Annotated in this window: 14 protein-coding genes and 1 riboswitch; of the genes, 8 read left to right on the top strand and 6 right to left on the bottom strand. The window is 70.4% G+C overall.

All coding sequences use genetic code 11. The features are described 5' to 3' along the window. Positions 1–105: 105 nt before the first annotated feature. The gene (locus ACZ5WE_RS22715; RefSeq protein ID WP_467691636.1) at positions 106–1,779 is read left to right on the top strand and encodes a DUF5691 domain-containing protein; all 1,674 of its coding nucleotides are present in this window, start codon (positions 106–108) and stop codon (positions 1,777–1,779) included. A gap of 179 nt (positions 1,780–1,958) precedes the next feature. On the opposite strand, the gene ACZ5WE_RS22710 is transcribed toward ACZ5WE_RS22715, so the two are convergent. Then, the gene (locus tag ACZ5WE_RS22710) at positions 1,959–2,375 is read right to left on the bottom strand and encodes a cobalamin B12-binding domain-containing protein (protein ID WP_467691834.1); all 417 of its coding nucleotides are present in this window, start codon (positions 2,373–2,375) and stop codon (positions 1,959–1,961) included. A gap of 404 nt (positions 2,376–2,779) precedes the next feature. Here ACZ5WE_RS22710 and ACZ5WE_RS22705 point away from each other — a divergent pair, with 404 nt between their 5' ends. Both ACZ5WE_RS22705 and ACZ5WE_RS22700 read left to right on the top strand, forming a co-directional pair. Then, positions 2,780–3,634, top strand: coding sequence for a lipase family alpha/beta hydrolase (locus ACZ5WE_RS22705; RefSeq protein ID WP_467691634.1), 855 nt, complete (start codon positions 2,780–2,782; stop codon positions 3,632–3,634). 206 nt (positions 3,635–3,840) lie between these two features. Next, a complete protein-coding gene (locus ACZ5WE_RS22700) occupies positions 3,841–5,475 on the top strand; it encodes a M23 family metallopeptidase (RefSeq protein ID WP_467691632.1) in 1,635 nt (544 codons plus the stop codon). A gap of 21 nt (positions 5,476–5,496) precedes the next feature. On the opposite strand, the gene pcrA is transcribed toward ACZ5WE_RS22700, so the two are convergent. Next, the gene (pcrA, locus tag ACZ5WE_RS22695) at positions 5,497–8,001 is read right to left on the bottom strand and encodes a DNA helicase PcrA (protein ID WP_467691631.1); all 2,505 of its coding nucleotides are present in this window, start codon (positions 7,999–8,001) and stop codon (positions 5,497–5,499) included. A 243-nt stretch (positions 8,002–8,244) separates the two neighbouring features. Beyond that, positions 8,245–8,401, top strand: a riboswitch (cyclic di-AMP (ydaO/yuaA leader). Between the two features lie 8 nt (positions 8,402–8,409). Here pcrA and ACZ5WE_RS22690 point away from each other — a divergent pair. Continuing rightward, positions 8,410–9,612: a C40 family peptidase gene (locus tag ACZ5WE_RS22690; protein ID WP_467691630.1), complete on the top strand. Its 1,203-nt coding sequence runs from the start codon at positions 8,410–8,412 to the stop codon at positions 9,610–9,612. A 79-nt stretch (positions 9,613–9,691) separates the two neighbouring features. Here ACZ5WE_RS22690 and ACZ5WE_RS22685 read toward each other — a convergent pair whose 3' ends face one another. After that, a complete protein-coding gene (locus ACZ5WE_RS22685; RefSeq protein WP_467691628.1) occupies positions 9,692–10,045 on the bottom strand; it encodes a hypothetical protein in 354 nt (117 codons plus the stop codon). Between the two features lie 319 nt (positions 10,046–10,364). On the opposite strand from ACZ5WE_RS22685, the gene ACZ5WE_RS22680 reads away from it, so the two are divergent. Further along, complete coding sequence (locus ACZ5WE_RS22680) at positions 10,365–11,408, top strand: C40 family peptidase (protein WP_467691627.1); 1,044 nt, start codon at positions 10,365–10,367, stop codon at positions 11,406–11,408. A gap of 34 nt (positions 11,409–11,442) precedes the next feature. After that, positions 11,443–12,084: a hypothetical protein gene (locus tag ACZ5WE_RS22675; protein WP_467691626.1), complete on the top strand. Its 642-nt coding sequence runs from the start codon at positions 11,443–11,445 to the stop codon at positions 12,082–12,084. Positions 12,085–12,111: 27 nt separating this feature from the next. Here the strand turns inward: ACZ5WE_RS22675 and ACZ5WE_RS22670 are convergent, their stop codons facing one another. Then, entirely contained in the window at positions 12,112–12,918 is an 807-nt protein-coding gene (locus tag ACZ5WE_RS22670; protein WP_467691624.1) for a LuxR C-terminal-related transcriptional regulator, read from the bottom strand. Continuing rightward, the gene (locus ACZ5WE_RS22665; RefSeq protein ID WP_467691622.1) at positions 12,915–14,204 is read right to left on the bottom strand and encodes a PspC domain-containing protein; all 1,290 of its coding nucleotides are present in this window, start codon (positions 14,202–14,204) and stop codon (positions 12,915–12,917) included. Before ACZ5WE_RS22665 ends, ACZ5WE_RS22670 begins: the two co-directional genes overlap by 4 nt. Before the next feature lie 183 nt (positions 14,205–14,387). Between ACZ5WE_RS22665 and ACZ5WE_RS22660 the strand changes: the two genes are divergently transcribed. After that, entirely contained in the window at positions 14,388–15,725 is a 1,338-nt protein-coding gene (locus ACZ5WE_RS22660; protein WP_467691621.1) for a PspC domain-containing protein, read from the top strand. Beyond that, complete coding sequence (locus ACZ5WE_RS22655) at positions 15,712–15,951, top strand: hypothetical protein (protein ID WP_467691619.1); 240 nt, start codon at positions 15,712–15,714, stop codon at positions 15,949–15,951. The genes ACZ5WE_RS22660 and ACZ5WE_RS22655 overlap by 14 nt, the downstream gene beginning before the upstream one ends. A gap of 73 nt (positions 15,952–16,024) precedes the next feature. Here ACZ5WE_RS22655 and ACZ5WE_RS22650 read toward each other — a convergent pair whose 3' ends face one another. After that, on the bottom strand, positions 16,025–16,549 hold the full coding sequence (locus tag ACZ5WE_RS22650; protein ID WP_467691618.1) for a DoxX family protein: 525 nt from the start codon (positions 16,547–16,549) through the stop codon (positions 16,025–16,027). Positions 16,550–16,676 lie beyond the last annotated feature (127 nt).

Raw genomic sequence — 16,676 nt, 5'->3', positions numbered from 1 at the left:
CCCACGAGGTCCAGGGATCCGAAGGACCTGAAAGACGCGAAGGACCCGAAAGACCGGCGAGGCCGGAGAGCACCGGAGAGAGATCCCTCCGGGAGAGGAGTCCACATGACCGGCACCACCGCACTCACCGAAGCAGCCCTCACCCCCTGGGAAGACCTGGTCACCGCCGCGCTCCTCGGCACCGACCGCCGCACACCCCCCGTACGCACCCAGGTCAAGGCCGCACCGACCGCCCTCCTGGACGCGGCCGCGATGCAGACCGTGCGGCGCAGAGCCGGCCTGGCCCCCGCGCCCGCCGCCACACCTCCCGAGCCGGCGGCGGACGACCCCAGGCCCCTGGTGCCGCCCTCGGCGCGGCGCAGGCTCGCCACGCTGCTCACCGATCACCCCGGAGCGGGCAGCGGCGGACGCCGGGGCGCGGTGCCCGACCTGATGGAACTGCTGCCCCAGTGGCTGGCGTTGGCCAACGAACGGGGCTTCGCGGCCCCGCCCGAGCTGCTTCCCGCCCTCCTGAACGCGGCTCGTGGGCGCACGGATCTCAGGCCGCAGGCCCTCGCCTTCGCGGGCCCGCGGGCCCTGTGGCTCGCCCGGCTCAACCCGGACTGGAAGTTCGCCCTCCGCTCCACTCCGGGCGGCGGTGTGGCCCTGCCCGCCCCGGAGGACACAGTCCAGGTCCAACAGCTGTGGGAAGAGGGCCTTTTCGCCGAGCGCGTCGCCCTGCTCGGCGCGGTGCGCGCCCATGACCCGGCCGCCGCGCGGGACCTGCTCGCCTCCACCTGGAGTACGGAGCGGGCGGAGGACCGCCTGATGTTCCTCGACTCCCTGCGCACCCACCTGCACGACGCGGACGAGCCGTTCCTGGAGCAGGCCCTCACCGACCGCAGCCGCAACGTCCGCGCCACGGCAGCCGAGCTCCTCTCCGCGCTCCCCTCGTCCGCCCTCGCCGCGCGGATGGCGGACCGGGCAGCGTCCTGCGTGGCCATCGACCACGCACAGGGCACGAAGAGCATGCCGACGCTCACCGTCGAGGCACCCCACGAGTGCGACGCGGGCATGGAGCGCGACGGCGTCACCCCGAAGCCGCCGGCCGGGCGAGGCGAACGCTCCTGGTGGCTTGGTCAGTTGGTGGAAGCGGCGCCGCTCGGCATCTGGCCGGAGCGGCTCGGTGGACGTACCCCCGCCGAGATCGTGTCGCTTCCCGTGGCCGACGACTGGCAGAGCGAGCTGCACGCCGCGTGGTGCCGCGCGGCCGTGCGGCAGCGCGACGCGATCTGGTCCCGGGCGCTGCTCGGGGCTCCCTCGTCGCCCGATGCGGCGGGGCCCGGAGCGGCATCGCTCGCCGAGCGCGCGAAGCTCCTCGCCGCACTGCCTGCAGGGGAGCGGGCCGACTGGGTCGCGGGGTTCATCGCGACGCACGGCCTGTCGGAGGCGTTCCAGCTGCTGGGCGTGTGCGCGCTGCCCTGGTCGGAGCCGCTGGGCCGGGCGGTGGTGGACGCGCTGAACATCGCGCGGGACGCGGGGAGTTATCCCTGGAGCTTCAGCGGGGTGATGGGGCTTGCGGAGCGCTGCCTGGACCCGGCCGAAGCCGTACGCCTCGACGTACTGACCGCGATACAGGACGAGCCGGAGGACGCGTCCCCCGGAGCGGGCGGCTACTGGTCGGAGGCCTTCCAGCGCCTGGTCAGTACGTTGCGTCTACGCGCGGCGATGCGGGCGGAGCTGGGCGCGCTCCCGGCACCCGCGGAGCCCCCGGAGCCCGCGGAGGTGCCGCCATCCTAGAGAACCCGAGGAAGGAGCGGAGGCAGCCGGCCACCCCAGCCGCAACGCGAAGCCGACGGCCCGCCCCCACCCTGGAGCGAGGAAGGCCGGGCGAACCCGCCGCAGCACGGCGGGCGTCAGCCGCAGCACGGTGGGTGTCAGCCGCAGCACGGCGGGCGTCAGCCGCAGCACGGTGGGTGTCAGGCGCCCGCCGGCTGACGGACGTTCGCCCGTACCCACTCCACGATCGATGCCGTCGTCGCCCCTGGAGTGAAGATCTCCGCGACGCCCTTCTCCTTGAGCGGCGCGATGTCCGCCTCGGGGATGATGCCGCCGCCAAAGACCTTGATGTCCTCGGCGTCACGCTCCTTGAGGAGCTCGATCACGCGCGCGAAGAGCGTGTTGTGGGCGCCGGAGAGGATGGACAGACCGATCGCGTCGGCGTCCTCCTGGATCGCGGTGTCCACCACCTGCTCGGGCGTCTGATGCAGGCCGGTGTAGATGACCTCCATGCCCGCGTCACGCAGTGCCCTCGCGATCACCTTGGCTCCGCGATCATGACCGTCGAGACCCGGCTTGGCCACCACCACGCGGATCGGACCGGCTGCCACACCCATCACTGCCTCCATGTACCGATATCCATCTGTCCGAGCACTGGCACCCCGTGCCGCACCGGCCGGGGAAGTGAACGAACGTTATCTCCAGCATCTCGCACCCGGCAGTTTCACGGTGGAGAGCGAGGGGGAAATCACACGATGGGACACGTTCGCTGCGCGCCGATCCCGTATCCAGCGGCATTCGGGCCGCCCCCGGGACGGCGCAAGGGGAGCCGCTACGAGGTCGCCGTGCCACCGCGCCGTCAGCCGCACGCCGTGGTGACGCGGCGCATCGGCGATCGCGCCGGTATGCGGGGCGCCATGGGCGCCGACCACGCGCCGCCGTACGACCTCTGCCACGCCTCCCCATTACGGGCACACGGGGGACAGAGCCTTCCTCCCGCGTGCCGACCGGGAGGTCGACCATGACCATCACGAGGGTCCTGCCCTTTCGCCCGCCCTGCCTTCAGCTGCCCGCCAGACTGGCGGGGCTCTCCATAGCTCTGCTGAAAGCGACCGCACTCGAGGTGGCGATCCTCGCCGGACACCTCCTCCTCTATCCCTCGGGTATCGCCCAGGAACGCAGGATCGTCTCGGAACTGGCGACTCCCGACGCCCCCCGGCTCCCCGCGGAGAGCCGGCCGCCGGTCGTCCTCCTGCACGGCTTCATCGACAACCGCTCGGTCTTCGTCCTCCTGCGCCGCTCCCTGGCCCAGCACGGCGGCCAGCATGTGGAGTCCCTCAACTACTCCCCTCTCACCTGCGACATCCGCACCGCCGCCGAGCTCCTCGGCCGCCACATAGAGGAGATCTGCGAGCGCACGGGCCACCAACGGGTGGACATCGTCGGGCACAGCCTCGGTGGCCTGATAGCCCGCTACTACGCGCAGCGCCTCGGCGGCGACGAGCACGTCCGCACGCTGGTCACCCTCGGGACGCCCCACGAGGGAACGCGGGTCGTGCCGCTCGCCGACGCCCACCCGATCGTGCGCCAGATGCGCCCCGGCTCGGACCTGATCGAGGAGCTGCGCGAGCCCGCCCCGGGCTGCCGGACCCGTTTCGTGAGTTTCTGGAGCGATCTGGACCAGCTGATGGCGCCGCTCGAGACGGCCTGCGTCAACCATCCCGACCTGATCGCACAGAACGTACGTGTCTCCGGTATCGGTCATCTCGCCCTGCCCGTGCACCCCGCGGTCGCCGCCGGGATCCGCCAGGCCCTCGATCTGTCTGCCCCGGGGACCCCCGCGACGGGCGCCGAGAGCGGTCTGACCGTGGCCTGAGGAGCAGCTTTCGCACCCCGCAGCGAAGGCAATTTGTCGAACGGAGCTCGAACGCAGGGCCAAAGCTGTGCCCGCCGTCCGCCGAAAGGCGGCCGAATGCCCGTTTCCTGAGAGCGTGAAACCTGCCGAAGATTGTCGCGCCCGCATACCGCCGGGTACAGTCGCCGCACTGCTCTGCCCCTGCTGCCGAGGCGAAAGAGAAGTTGGTGAACGACCGTCACCCGTCGGGGAGCTCGACACCCCCGGCCTCGGCACCCGCCGACTATGCGCCCTACGCGGCGTATGACCTGCAGGGCACCGAGCACGGCGCCTATGGGTACGACGGCTACTCCACCGGAAGCTTCGACACCGCGGGCAGCTACGCGACGGCCGGTCCCGACACCGGAAGCTTCGCGTCCGACCCGCTCTTCGGCGATATGCCCGGCAGTTCGTACGACACCGGGCAGTGGTCCACCACGGGGACACAGCAGACGCTGAACTACGACCCGTACGCCGCGCATCACCAGGCCGCGTACGACACCAGTGGCTATGAGACCGGTAGCTACGACACCGGCGCCATGTGGTCGACCGGCGGCTATCAGCACCTCTCCGCCGACATCCCGGCGCAACCCGGCGGCCTCGAAGCCACTGGTCAGTGGGACGCCACCGCCTGGAACCAGCCGCAGCAGACCGGCCAGTGGGAGACCCAGGCCTTCGACACCGGCGCGTACGACGCGACCGCGTGGAACTCCGGCGCCCAGGACATGACGTACGGAACCACCGGGACGCACGAGGCGTACGGCACCCCCGAGATGCTTGAGGCCCACGGGGCGCACGGCGTGTACGAGGCCCAGGACACGCCCGGTGCGCCGGAACCGTACGAGACACCCGAACCGTACGAGCATTCGCCTTACGACACCGGGTCCACCGGTTCCTACGCCTCCGAGTCCTACGACTCCGGCCTCCACTCCCCCGATCCCTACGCCCAACCGGCTCCCGCCGAGCACGAGTTCACCCTCGACGAAGCTCCCGCCGATTCACTCGGCCCGGTCGAGCCCAGCCGCCGGGGCGCCGCGGGTGACGACGAACCGCCGGTCATGGACCGTTCGCACGGCTCCCGCTCGCGGGCCCGCCGCCGCTCCCCCGCCAAGCGCTCCGCGCTCTTCACCGTCGCCGTACCTTCCGCCTGTGTGATGGGCGTCGCGGGTATCGCGGCCGCTTCCGTCGGCGACTTCGGCGGCGGCGACGAGAAGGAGGCACAGGCGGCATCGGCCCCTGACCCCGCGTCGGTGCAGCCCTCGGCCGCCAACAACAAGCTCGACACGCAGCTGGCGAACCTCTCAGCGGACGCCGGTGACTTCGCCGACCGCGCGAGCCGCACCCAGGAGCGCATCGACCTCAAGGCGGAGAAGGTCGCCGCCGAGAAGAAGGCCGCCGAGGAAGCCGCGCGCAAGGAGCGCCTGCGCCCCAAGTTCTCGCTGCCGGTGAAACAGCACGGCCTGAGCGCGTACTACGGACAGGCCGGCATCAACTGGATGTCCGCGCACTCCGGCATCGACTTCCCGGTGTCGTACGGCACCGAGGTGCTCGCCGCCACCGACGGCACGGTCTCCACGAAGTGGAACAGCGCCTACGGCAACATGGCGATCGTGACCGCCAAGGACGGCACCGAGACGTGGTACTGCCACCTCTCCACGCACAAGGTCTCCAGCGGCCCCGTCAAGGCGGGCGACCCCATCGCCTTCTCCGGGAACTCCGGCAACTCCACGGGCCCGCACCTGCACTTCGAGGTGCGCCCCGGCGGCGGCTCGGCTATCGACCCGCTGCCGTGGCTGCGCAGCCACGGCCTCGACCCGACGTAACTCCGGCCGCCGCCCGCGGCGTTACAGCTTCTCCACCGGCGCGTACCGCAGGAGCAGCCGCTTCGGCTTCGGCTCCCCGAAGTCCACCGTCGCCTCGGCGTTGGCCCCCGTCCCCTTCACCCCGACCACGGTCCCAAGCCCGAACTGGTCGTGCGTGACCCGGTCCCCGATCGCCAGCGCGACCACCGGCTTCTCCGATGCACGGCTCGTGGCGAAGCCCTGCGCGCCCCCGGTGCGCGAGCGCGACGACGACAAGGAGGAGGCGATTGAGGCCGCGGGGCCGGAGGATGCCGGTGCGCCGACGGAACCCTTCCGCTTCCAGTCCAGGTGGATCTCCGGGATCTCCTCCAGGAAGCGCGATGGCGGGTTGTACGAAGGCTGCCCCCAGGCGCTGCGCATCGAGGACCGCGTCAGATAGAGCCGCTCACGCGCGCGCGTGATGCCCACGTACGCGAGGCGGCGCTCCTCCTCAAGCTCCTTGACCTGGCCAAGGGCACGCATGTGCGGGAAGACGCCGTCCTCCATGCCGGTCAGGAAGACGACCGGGAACTCGAGGCCCTTGGCGGTGTGCAGCGTCATCAGCGTGATGACTCCGGAGCCGTCGTCCTCCTCGTCCGGGATCTGGTCCGAGTCCGCGACGAGCGCGACTCGCTCCAGGAACTCGGAGAGCGTGCCCGCCACACCTGTGGCCGCGGCTTCCTCGCCCTCGGTCTCCCCTTCGCCTTCGGAGGGCGCCTCGCCGCTGTCCTGCTCGAACTCCAGCGCCACGGCAGCGAGTTCCTGGAGGTTCTCGATGCGCGTCTCGTCCTGCGGGTCGGTCGAGGCCTGCAACTCGGCCAGATATCCGGTCCGTTCGAGCACGGCCTCCAGGACCACGGCGGGGCCCGCGCCGGACTCGACGATGGTCCGCAGCTCCTCCATCAGCACGTTGAAACGCCTGACGGCGTTGGCCGAGCGGGCAGCCATCCCGTACGCCTCGTCGACGCGCTTCAGCGCCTGCGGGAAGGAGATCTTCTCGCGCTGCGAGAGCGCGTCGATCATCGCTTCCGCGCGGTCGCCGATGCCCCTCTTGGGTACGTTCAGAATGCGCCGCAGCGGGACGGAGTCCTCCGGGTTGGCGAGCACCCGCAGATACGCGAGGACGTCCCGGACCTCCTTGCGCTCGTAGAAGCGGACGCCGCCGACGACCTTGTAGGGCAGGCCGACGCGGATGAAGATCTCTTCGAAGACACGGGACTGCGCGTTCGTCCGGTAGAAGATCGCGACGTCGCCGGCTTTCGCGTCGCCCGCGTCGGTGAGCCGGTCGATCTCGTCGGCGACGAACTGCGCCTCGTCGTGTTCGGTGTCGGCGACGTAGCCCGTGATGCCCGCGCCCGCGCCCGCGTTGGTCCACAGGTTCTTGGGGCGGCGGCTTTCGTTGCGCTCGATGACGGCGTTGGCCGCGGTCAGGATCGTCTGCGTGGAGCGGTAGTTCTGCTCGAGGAGGATCGTGGTCGCGTTCGGGTAGTCCTCCTCGAACTGGAGGATGTTGCGGATCGTGGCGCCGCGGAAGGCGTAGATCGACTGGTCGGCGTCACCCACGACACACAGCTCGGCGGGGTCGTCACCCTCGCCTCCGGAGGGGCCCACCAGCTCGCGCACCAAGGCGTACTGGGCGTGGTTGGTGTCCTGGTACTCATCGACCATCACGTGGCGGAAGCGGCGGCGGTAGTGCGCGGCGATGTCCGGGAACGCGCGGAGCATGTTGACCGTCGTCATGATCAGGTCGTCGAAGTCGAGGGCGTTCGCCTCGCGCAGGCGCGACTGGTACATCGCGTATGCCTGGGCGAGCGTCTTCTCGAAGCCATCGGCCGCCTGGCCCGCGAAGGTCTCCTCGTCGATCAGCTCGTTCTTCAGGTTCGAGATCTTGGCGCTGAAGGACTTCGGCGGGAACTTCTTCGGGTCGATGTCCAGGTCCCGGCAGACCAGCGCCATCAGCCGCTTGGAGTCGGCGGCGTCGTAGATCGAGAAGGAGGAGGTGAAGCCGATCGTCTTCGACTCGCGGCGCAGTATCCGCACGCACGCACTGTGGAACGTCGACACCCACATCGCGTTGGCCCGCGGCCCGACGAGCTGCTCGACGCGCTCCTTCATCTCGCCCGCGGCCTTGTTCGTGAACGTGATCGCCAGGATCTGCCCCGGGTGCACGTGCCGCTCGGCCAGGAGATACGCGATGCGGTGCGTCAGGACCCGGGTCTTGCCGGAGCCGGCGCCCGCGACGATGAGCAGCGGGGAGTCCGCGTGCACGACGGCCGCGCGCTGGTTCTCGTTCAGCCCGTCGAGCAAGGCCGCCGGATCGATCACGGGGCGCGGGGCACCGCCGCGGTAGTGCGCGTCCCGGGGTACGGGCGCGTCGAACTTCCCGTCGAACAGATCATCCGGAACGGACTCCGGAGCACTGTCCTCGGGCGGCGGCGGGGGCTCTTCCTCCGAAGCCCGCGAGGGCTTGAGGTCCGCCAGGAAGCTGTCATCAAAGAGGCTGCTCATCGCCTCCCGAGTCTAGGCGGCCCCACTGACAACCCGCCCCGGGTTCCGGCCACGTCCATCCGCCTACACCTCGGCCGCTTCCGGTCACTCTCCGTCACGGCACGGCGTGCCCGCGTCAAGAGCTTCGTAAAGTAACGAAAACGTATCGGGCATATCGAACATCAACCTTCACACGGGCCACACGAGTTGGCTAGCGTGCTCCGCAGGCTGCTCGTACTCCCACCGGCGAACCCCGCCGGGAACGGGCTGCCTCCGCCGAGTTCGATCTCCTCGGAGCCGGGGACCCACGATGAACTTGGGGTGAATCGGTCCCGTACGAAGTACGGGACTGTAGGGCAACCTTCCGGAACCACCCGCCCGAACCCGACAGCTAACCCGGTAGGCGGTCTACGGAAGGAGTCGCCTCCCTTGGCGTCGCACCGCAAGCCGCGGACCCGCATTGCCGGCCTACGCGCCACCCCTGCCCTCGGTATAACGACGGCAGCCCTCACCTCCGTGGCCCTCCTGTCGCAGAGTGCGCAGGCGGCACCGTCCGCGCCCGAGAAGCCCAGCCTCGAAGAGGTCCAGAAGAAGGTCGACGACCTCTACCAGCAGGCGGGCGTGGCCACCCAGAAGTACAACTCGGCCAAGGAGCGCACCGACAAGCAGCGCAAGAAGGTCGACACCCTTCTCGACGACGTGGCCGAGCGCACCGACAAGCTGAACGAGGCCCGCCAGGAGCTGGGCACGTTCGCCGCGGCCCAGTACCGCACCGGTGGGGTCTCCGAGACCGCCACGATGATGCTCGCCGACGACCCGCAGGGGTACTTCGACCAGAATCACCTGTCGGACCGGCTGACCGCGCGCCAGAAGAAGGCGGTCGACGACTACCAGACGCAGCAGGCCTCGGCGACGAAGCAGCGCACGAAGGCAGCCAAGAGCCTGGAGACGCTGAGCGACTCGCGGGACGAGCTCAAGACGAGCAAGCGCACCGTCCAGAAGAAGCTGGGCCAGGCGCGCACGATGCTCTCGGAGCTGACGGCCGAGGAGAAGGCGCGGCTCGCGGCGATCGAGAAGAAGAAGGAAGAAGAGGCCAAGCGCAAGGCCGCCGAGCTGGCGCGTAAGCAGGAGGCCGAGGCGGAGGCCAAGCGCAAGGCGGCGGAAGAGGCCGCGGCCAAGGAGCGCGAGAAGAACAAGGAGACCCCGGACTCGGGCTCCGGTTCCGACACCGGTTCCGGTTCCGGTTCGGGCGCAGGCTCCGGCGACACGGACAGCGGGTACGCGACGAAGGCCGCGAAGGTGATCAACTTCGCCGAGGCGCAGATCGGCAAGCCCTACGTGTGGGGCGCCACCGGCCCCGACTCCTACGACTGCTCCGGGCTCACCCAGGACGCGTGGAAGGCCGCGGGGATCTCCCTGCCGCGTACGACCTGGGACCAGGTGGAGGTCGGCACGACCGTGAAGACCGCCGACGCCAAGCCGGGCGACCTGGTCTTCTTCTACGACGACATCAGCCACGTAGGGATCTACATCGGCGACGGCAAGATGATCCACGCCCCGAAGCCGGGCGCGAACGTCCGCGTCGAGTCGATCTACTACATGCCGATCCACAGCGTGGTGCGCCCCGCGTAACCACCGCCCACGAGAAACCGTCAGACGAGAAAGCGGCCCTCCACGCGCGCGTGGAGGGCCGCTTTCTCGTGGGTGCGTGTCAGGTCCACAGGACGGCGATGAAGATGTTCGTGACGGTCAGCGCGCCGACGGCGCCGAACATCCCCTTGTCCACCTTCTCCTCGTCCCGTTTCACGTAGACCAGCGCGAGGATCACGATCAGGACGGCCATCTTGATGCCGATCTTGACGTGATTGACGGGGTTGTCGTCCGCCCGGTTGAGGCCCACCAGGATCGCGCCCGTGACGAGCATCGTGAGCGCGCCGTGCAGCATCGCGGGGTTGAATCGGGCCGTGCCTTGGCCCATCTGCTTCATCTGGGTGAGGAAGCCGCCCAGGAGGGAGGCGATGCCGATGATGTGCAGGCCGACGAAGAGATGGGTGAGTACGTCCATGGGCCCGGAGCCTAGCCGGGGCCTTATCACCCCTCAATAGTCAGGTTGGGCCCCTGGCGCCGCATCGGTCACTCGCGCCTGTGAAGGGTGCCGGTCCTGCGAGTCGCGCAGTCACATACGGTCACCGGCCAACACACTTCCGCCAGTTGCGCACAATCCGTCACCAGCCCGTGACGGTCAGGTTTAGCGTCCTTCGTCAGGTGACCGGCTCCCCACCGCCGCCCGGACCAGGGGCGGCAGTCGGACACCCCGCCGAGAATCCGGCGGCGGCCCGCTCCCCCTGTGCGGGCCGCCGCCGGAACCGTAAGGAGCCCTCTTCGTGGCAGCGCACCGCAAGCCGAAACAGCGCTCGCTCAGTGGCCATACGGCCCGCACCGCCGCCACCATCGCCCTTGCCGGGGCCGCCACAGCCACCGCCTTCGACGGCACCGGACACGCGGACCCCCGGATCGGCCCGGCCGAGGTGAAGTCCAAGGTCGACGCGCTCTACCGCGAGGCGGAGGTCGCCACCGAGAAGTACAACGGCGCCAAGGAGAAGGCCGATGGCGCCCAGAAGTCCCTCGGCGAGCTGCGTGACGAGGCGGCCCGCAAGACGGAGAAGCTCAACTCGGCGCGGGAGGGGCTTGGTTCGATCGCCACAGCGCAGTACCGCAGCGGCGGCATCGACCCGGCCGTCCAACTCGCGCTCTCCTCCGACCCCGACCAGTACCTCGAGCGCGCCGCGATCGCCGACCGGGCCGTCAGCCGCCAGGCCGCGGCGGTCACCGGGGTACAGAAGCAGCTCCAGGAGATCGACCAGCTGCGCACGGAGGCCGACGACACCCTGGCGCACCTCAAGTCCCGCCAAGCGCAGCTGAACAAGCACAAGAAGACGGTCAACGGAAAGCTCGACGCGGCCAGACGACTCCTGGCGCGGCTCACCGAAGACCAGCGAGCGGAGGTGACGGGTGAGGACAGGGCCTCCCGTGCCGCGGACCGTGGCGGCCCATCGGGCATCCCGGCCAAGGCTCCCAACTCCCGTGCCTCAGCGGCCGTCTCGTACGCCTACAAGGCGCTGGGCAGCCCCTACGTATGGGGCGCCACCGGCCCCAACGCCTTCGACTGCTCGGGGCTCACCCAGGCCGCCTACCGGGCGGCGGGGGTCGACCTGCCGCGCACGACGTACGCGCAGATCACCGAGGGCGAACGCGTGCCGCGTTCCCAACTCCGGCCAGGCGACCTGGTCTTCTTCTACCAGGGCATCAGCCATGTGGGCCTCTATGTGGGCAACGGCCAGATGATCCACGCCCCGAACCCGAGCGCTCCGGTCCGCCTCGCGCCGATCAGCCAGATGCCGTTCGCAGGGGCGACGCGGGTGGCGTGAGGGGGCTCTCGGGCCCGCAGGTACTGTCAGGGCCATGCCCCGCCGTACGCTGCCGCCGCCTCCGCCACCTGTCTGTCTGCGCACCTGGCCGGACCGGAACGCGCTGCTGTACGACCGCGGCATGGCCCTCGAAGACCTGCGCCGGCGGATCCTGGGCGTGCACCGCCTGTTGCTGCTCTGGCTGTTCGCCCTCGGCTGCGTCATCGGCTGGGCACTCCTGACAGTGCCGTTCGGGATGATCGAGGACCACGATCCGATGGCCTTCTTCGTGGGCCCGATCTGCGCGGTCCTGGGCCTCGGGGCGCTTGCTCCCTCGGTGATCGGCGTCGTCGTCGGCATCCGCACCGACCGGAAGATCCGCGAACTCACCGACAGCTGGCTGGCGCTGGACAGCCACCCGACGTCGGACTGCGCTCTGCGCTCCCCCGGCCTGAGCCTCTGCTGGCTCCTCTCGTCCCTCGCCGTGTGCGCGCTCGGCCTGTGGGCGTCCTTCGCGGCCGCCGCCTACGCCGAGCCCGGCCGGGACTCGTACAGCGACGTCGTGCTCGGCATGGGAACCGGCCTCATCCTGTGGCTGACAGGCCTCATCGGCATCACCAAGGCGGCGAGCCACTACCGCTGGGCGATACGGAAGTTGGGGCCCGCTCCGGTGGTCGGTGGCGGCGCACGCCGATGAGCCGGGCAGGACCGGGCCGACCGACCGTCACACCAGCCGCCGCGCCGTCGCCCACCTCGTCAGCTCGTGGCGGTTGGACAGCTGGAGCTTCCTCAGCACCGCCGACACATGTGACTCGACCGTCTTCACGGAGATGAACAACTGCTTGGCGATCTCCTTGTACGCGTACCCCCGCGCGATGAGCCGCAGCACCTCGCGCTCGCGCTGCGTGAGGCGGTCCAGGTCCTCGTCGACCGGGGGCGCGTCGGTCGAGGCGAAGGCGTCGAGGACGAACCCGGCGAGGCGCGGCGAGAACACCGCGTCGCCGTCCTGCACACGGAAGATGGAGTCGACCAGGTCGGTGCCGGTGATCGTCTTGGTGACATAGCCGCGGGCGCCGCCACGGATGACTCCGATGACGTCCTCGGCGGCGTCCGATACGGAGAGCGCGAGGAACCGCACGGGACGCTCCGCGTCGGACATCAACGGCGCGCAGCGGCGCAGCACTTCGACACCGCCGCCGCCCGGCAGGTGCACGTCGAGGAGCACGACCTCGGGGCGCGTCGTGGTGATGACGGTGACCGCCTGGTCGACGTCCGCTGCCTCGCCGACGACCTCGACACCGGTGATCGCGGTCCTGCCGATCTCCGCCTGGACGCCCGTACGGAACATCCGGTGGTCGTCGACCAGGACGACGCGCGCGCGGCGGCCCTCCCCCTCCGGAGCGCCGCCGCCGGCAGCGTCGGCGGTCCGGGCCGCTTCGGTCGCCCCGGCCGACGTGGTCGGTTCGGCCGCGGAAGCCTCAGCCTCCGCGTCTGCGCCCCCGGGCCCCACGGGCTCACTCGCGTCGCTCATGTCGTCGCCGTCCTCTCCATCTCCAGCTCGACTTCCGTGCCGCCCCCCGGCACCGCGCGCAGCCGCGCCGTGCCGCCGTTGCGCTGCATACGGCCGATGATCGATTCTCGTACGCCCATGCGGTCGTCCGGCACGGAATCCAGATCAAAGCCGGGGCCACGGTCCCGGACGGACACGAACACCGTCTCCCCCTCGACTTCGGCGAAGACCTGCACCGCCCCGCCCTCGCCACCGTACTTGGCGGCGTTCACCATTGCTTCCCGCGCGGCCTGCGTCTGCGCCGTAAGACGGTCGTCCAGCGGGCAGTCGCCGACTATGACGACCTCGATGGGAACGCCGTGCTTGTCCTCCACCTCCGCGGCGCCGCGCCGGACCGCTTCGGCGAGAGTGTCGGGCTCATCCGCCTCGTCCTTGCCCGTGCCCTCCGGTTTGTAGAGCCATTGGCGCAGGTCGCGCTCCTGGGCGCGGGCCAGGCGGCGCACCTCTCCGGCGTTCTCGGCGTTGCGCTGGATCAGGGTCAGGGTGTGCAGGACCGAGTCGTGCACGTGGGCGGCGACTTCCGCCCGCTCCTGGGCACGGATACGCATCAGCCGCTCCTCGGAGAGGTCCTGCATCATGCGCACGAGATAGGGGCCGGCGAGCAGCGCGACGCCTACGAGGACCGCGAGCGCGGCCTGCAGCACGGAGCTGAGGTGCGAGGTGGAGCCCTGCAGCACGACGATGCCGGAGACTCCGGCGCCGACCAGCAGCACTCCGGCCCCCGCGCGGGCGATGGTCAGCGTGCGCCTGCGGCGGCCGACGGCCATCCAGCGGGCCCGGCGGGCGTTGTCGGCCTGCCGCCAGACCAGGGCGACACCGGCGGCGACGAGCAGAGTCGGCCAGACATAGGCCTTGGTCGAGCTGCCCAGGTCCACGTTGCCGACGAAGACCATGGCGACGACGACCATCGCGAGCAGCGCGACGAGCTGGCCCTTGTCCGGCTTGCGGGCCACGAGTCTGCGGCGTCCGTCGGGAGATGTCTCGGCAGTGACGGCTGAGGGCGGACGCTGGGCGTCGACCCCGCCGACACCCAGCGGCACGAAGAACCAGAACGCCGCGTACAACAGTGCGCCGAGCCCGTCCGCCGTGAACAGGCCGACGAAGATCAGCCGTACCCAGATGACGGGAAGACCGAGATGACCGGCGAGGCCGCGCGCGACACCGCCGAGCCAACGGCCGTCACCGCTGCGATAGAGCTTTCGCAGCGGCCGCTCGTCATCGATGGGTACTGCTGCGGCTTCCGGCATGTCTCCGATATTCACACGCGTACGCGTACGCGGGCATCAGGGTCGACCCCCGAGACGTCCCTGATCTCCGACCCGGACGGCAGGGCGCGAAGGTCAGGGCAGGGGCGCGTCAGGGACGATCTCAGGGTTCGGCCAGGGTTGTCCCGACTGCCGCGGCGGCCCGCGGCCCGTCACCATGGACACATGACAGACGAGCAGCCCGCCGGGACGGGCCCGCAGGCCGCGCCGCGCGATCCTCTCACCGCCACGGCGCAGGAGCCGGGCGGGCCGATGGTCGTGCGGGCCTTCCGCCGCGACCGCCGGCACAAGAAGCTGGGGGGCGTGTGCGCGGGGCTCGGTCAGCACTGCGACATGGATCCGGTGATCTTCCGGATCGGGCTCGCGCTCCTCTCCGTCACCAGCGGGCTCGGCCTTGTTTTCTACGGCTTCGCATGGCTGTTCGTTCCCTTCGATGACGAGGAGGAGAACGAGGCGCGCAGGCTCCTCTCCGGCCGGGTGGACGGCCAGGCTCTGACGGCCGTGCTCTTCGCGCTCGTCGGCTGCGGCGTCTTCCTCTCCCTGCTGAACAACGCCGGTGCGCTCACCTTCGCGGCCGTCCTCGCGCTGCTCCTCACGGGCGCGGGGTACTGGTCTCAGCAGCGTGCTACGACCGACCCCGATCCGGTGGCGGCCCAGGCCGTGGCGGACGCGCCGCCCGAGGCGAAGGCACCGCCGGTGGCGGGCGCCCCTTCGTGGTGGCGGGACCCGATCGTCAAGGACGGCACGCACGACGGGATCTCGGGCTATTTCTGGGGGCCCGAGGGAGTGGCCGTCGAGTATCGGCCCGACCCCCCGCACGGAAGGGCACCGCAGCGTGCCCCCGAGGCAGCCCCTCGGCCCAAGCCGCGAGGCCCGCGCTGGATCGGCGGCTTCATCTTGCTGGGAGCGCTGCTCGCCGGCGTTCTCGGCACCGGCCTCACATGGGAGGAGCAGTCGCTCGGCACCAGCCTGCAGACCGGCCTCGCCCTCGCGCTCGGCGTGTTCGGCATCGGCATCGCCCTCAGCGCCTTCCTCGGCCGCACCGGCGTGGGCTCGATCGTGCTGGCGGTGATCACGGCCGGGCTGCTCGCGGGCTCTGCCGCGCTGCCCAAGGACATCAGCACCGACTGGGCGGAGACCGAGTGGAAGCCGACCGCGGTGGAGCAGGTCCGGCCGCAGTACGAACTGGGGACAGGCGTCGGCACGCTCGACCTGACCCGCGCCGGTCCCGACAAGGGCCGGACCGTGAGCACCAGTGCCGAGGTGGGAGCCGGGCAGCTGAAGGTGATCGTGCCGAAGGACAGCACGGTGAAGCTGGACATCGAAGTGGGCGTCGGCGACATCCAGTTGCCGGACGACCGCGAGGGAGACGTGGACATCGCTCCGGGCAAGGAGAAGTCGGTGACGCTGGACCCGGTCGCGGGCAGCAAGGACGGCGGCACGCTCGAGCTGCACGTCGAAGTGGGAATCGGACAGGTGGAGGTGACCCGTGCTACGCCATGAGTTTCATCCCGGCAAGCTGGTCCTTGGTCTGTTCCTGCTGATAGCGGCCATCGCCTACGCGGGCGACGCGGCCGGCATCTGGGACACGCCGTGGTTCGTGGCGTTCCCGCTCCTGCTGGCGGGCCTGCTGCTCGCGGGCGCGGCGGCAGCCGTGTCCTACGGCATACGCGGCCGGCCCACCGCCCGCACGGCTGACCGCTCGGCCGACACCTCCACGGACGCCTAGCCGACCCGGCCCGGCCCACCCGGGCCCATCAGGGCCCCCTGGCGGTCGGCGATCAGCGGTCAGCAGCCGGCACTCAGCCGAGCCCCGAGGCGTGCCTGCGCCGGGCCGCGAGCATCGCGTCGACCGAGAAGATGGATGCCCCCGCCAGGATCAGCGGGAGCCAGGCCATCAGGTAGGCCAGGTCGTTGCCGTAGTAGTAGGGCTCGATGGACCAGCTCATGGTCAGCCAGAGGCTGAGCGAGATCAGCGCGCCGCCGAGCGCGGCGATCCGGGCGAACAGGCCGACGAGGGTGCCGATGCCGACGGCCAGCTCACCGAGGGCGATGGCGTAGCCGAAGCCGACAGGGCTCTTGAGGGCGAGGTCGACGAGGTCCGGGATGGCGGAGATGTCGCGGACGCCTTCCATCTGCTGGCCGATGGAACCGTCACCGCTGGCGGACATGAAGGCGCTGTCAGTGATCTTGTCCAGGCCCGCGTAGATGAAAGTGACGCCGAGGAAGATCCGGAGCGGGAGCAGGGCGTATCGGGAGGCGCTCTCCCGCCAGCCGCTGCTTCTGACGTAGCTGGTGTGGCTGTCGGTACGCATGCCGTGAGCCATCGCTCTCGCCGCCTCTCCCGTGACCCGCGTCGCCTATGGGCCCACCTCGCCCATGGGCCCGCCTCGCCCATTGACCCGTCATCTGACGATACGTACGAACAGGGGGGCCTGCTCAGTGGCTTGCACC

Source organism: Streptomyces sp. NPDC033180 (genome assembly GCF_055577645.1).
This window is presented reverse-complemented; position numbering and strand designations above follow the sequence as displayed.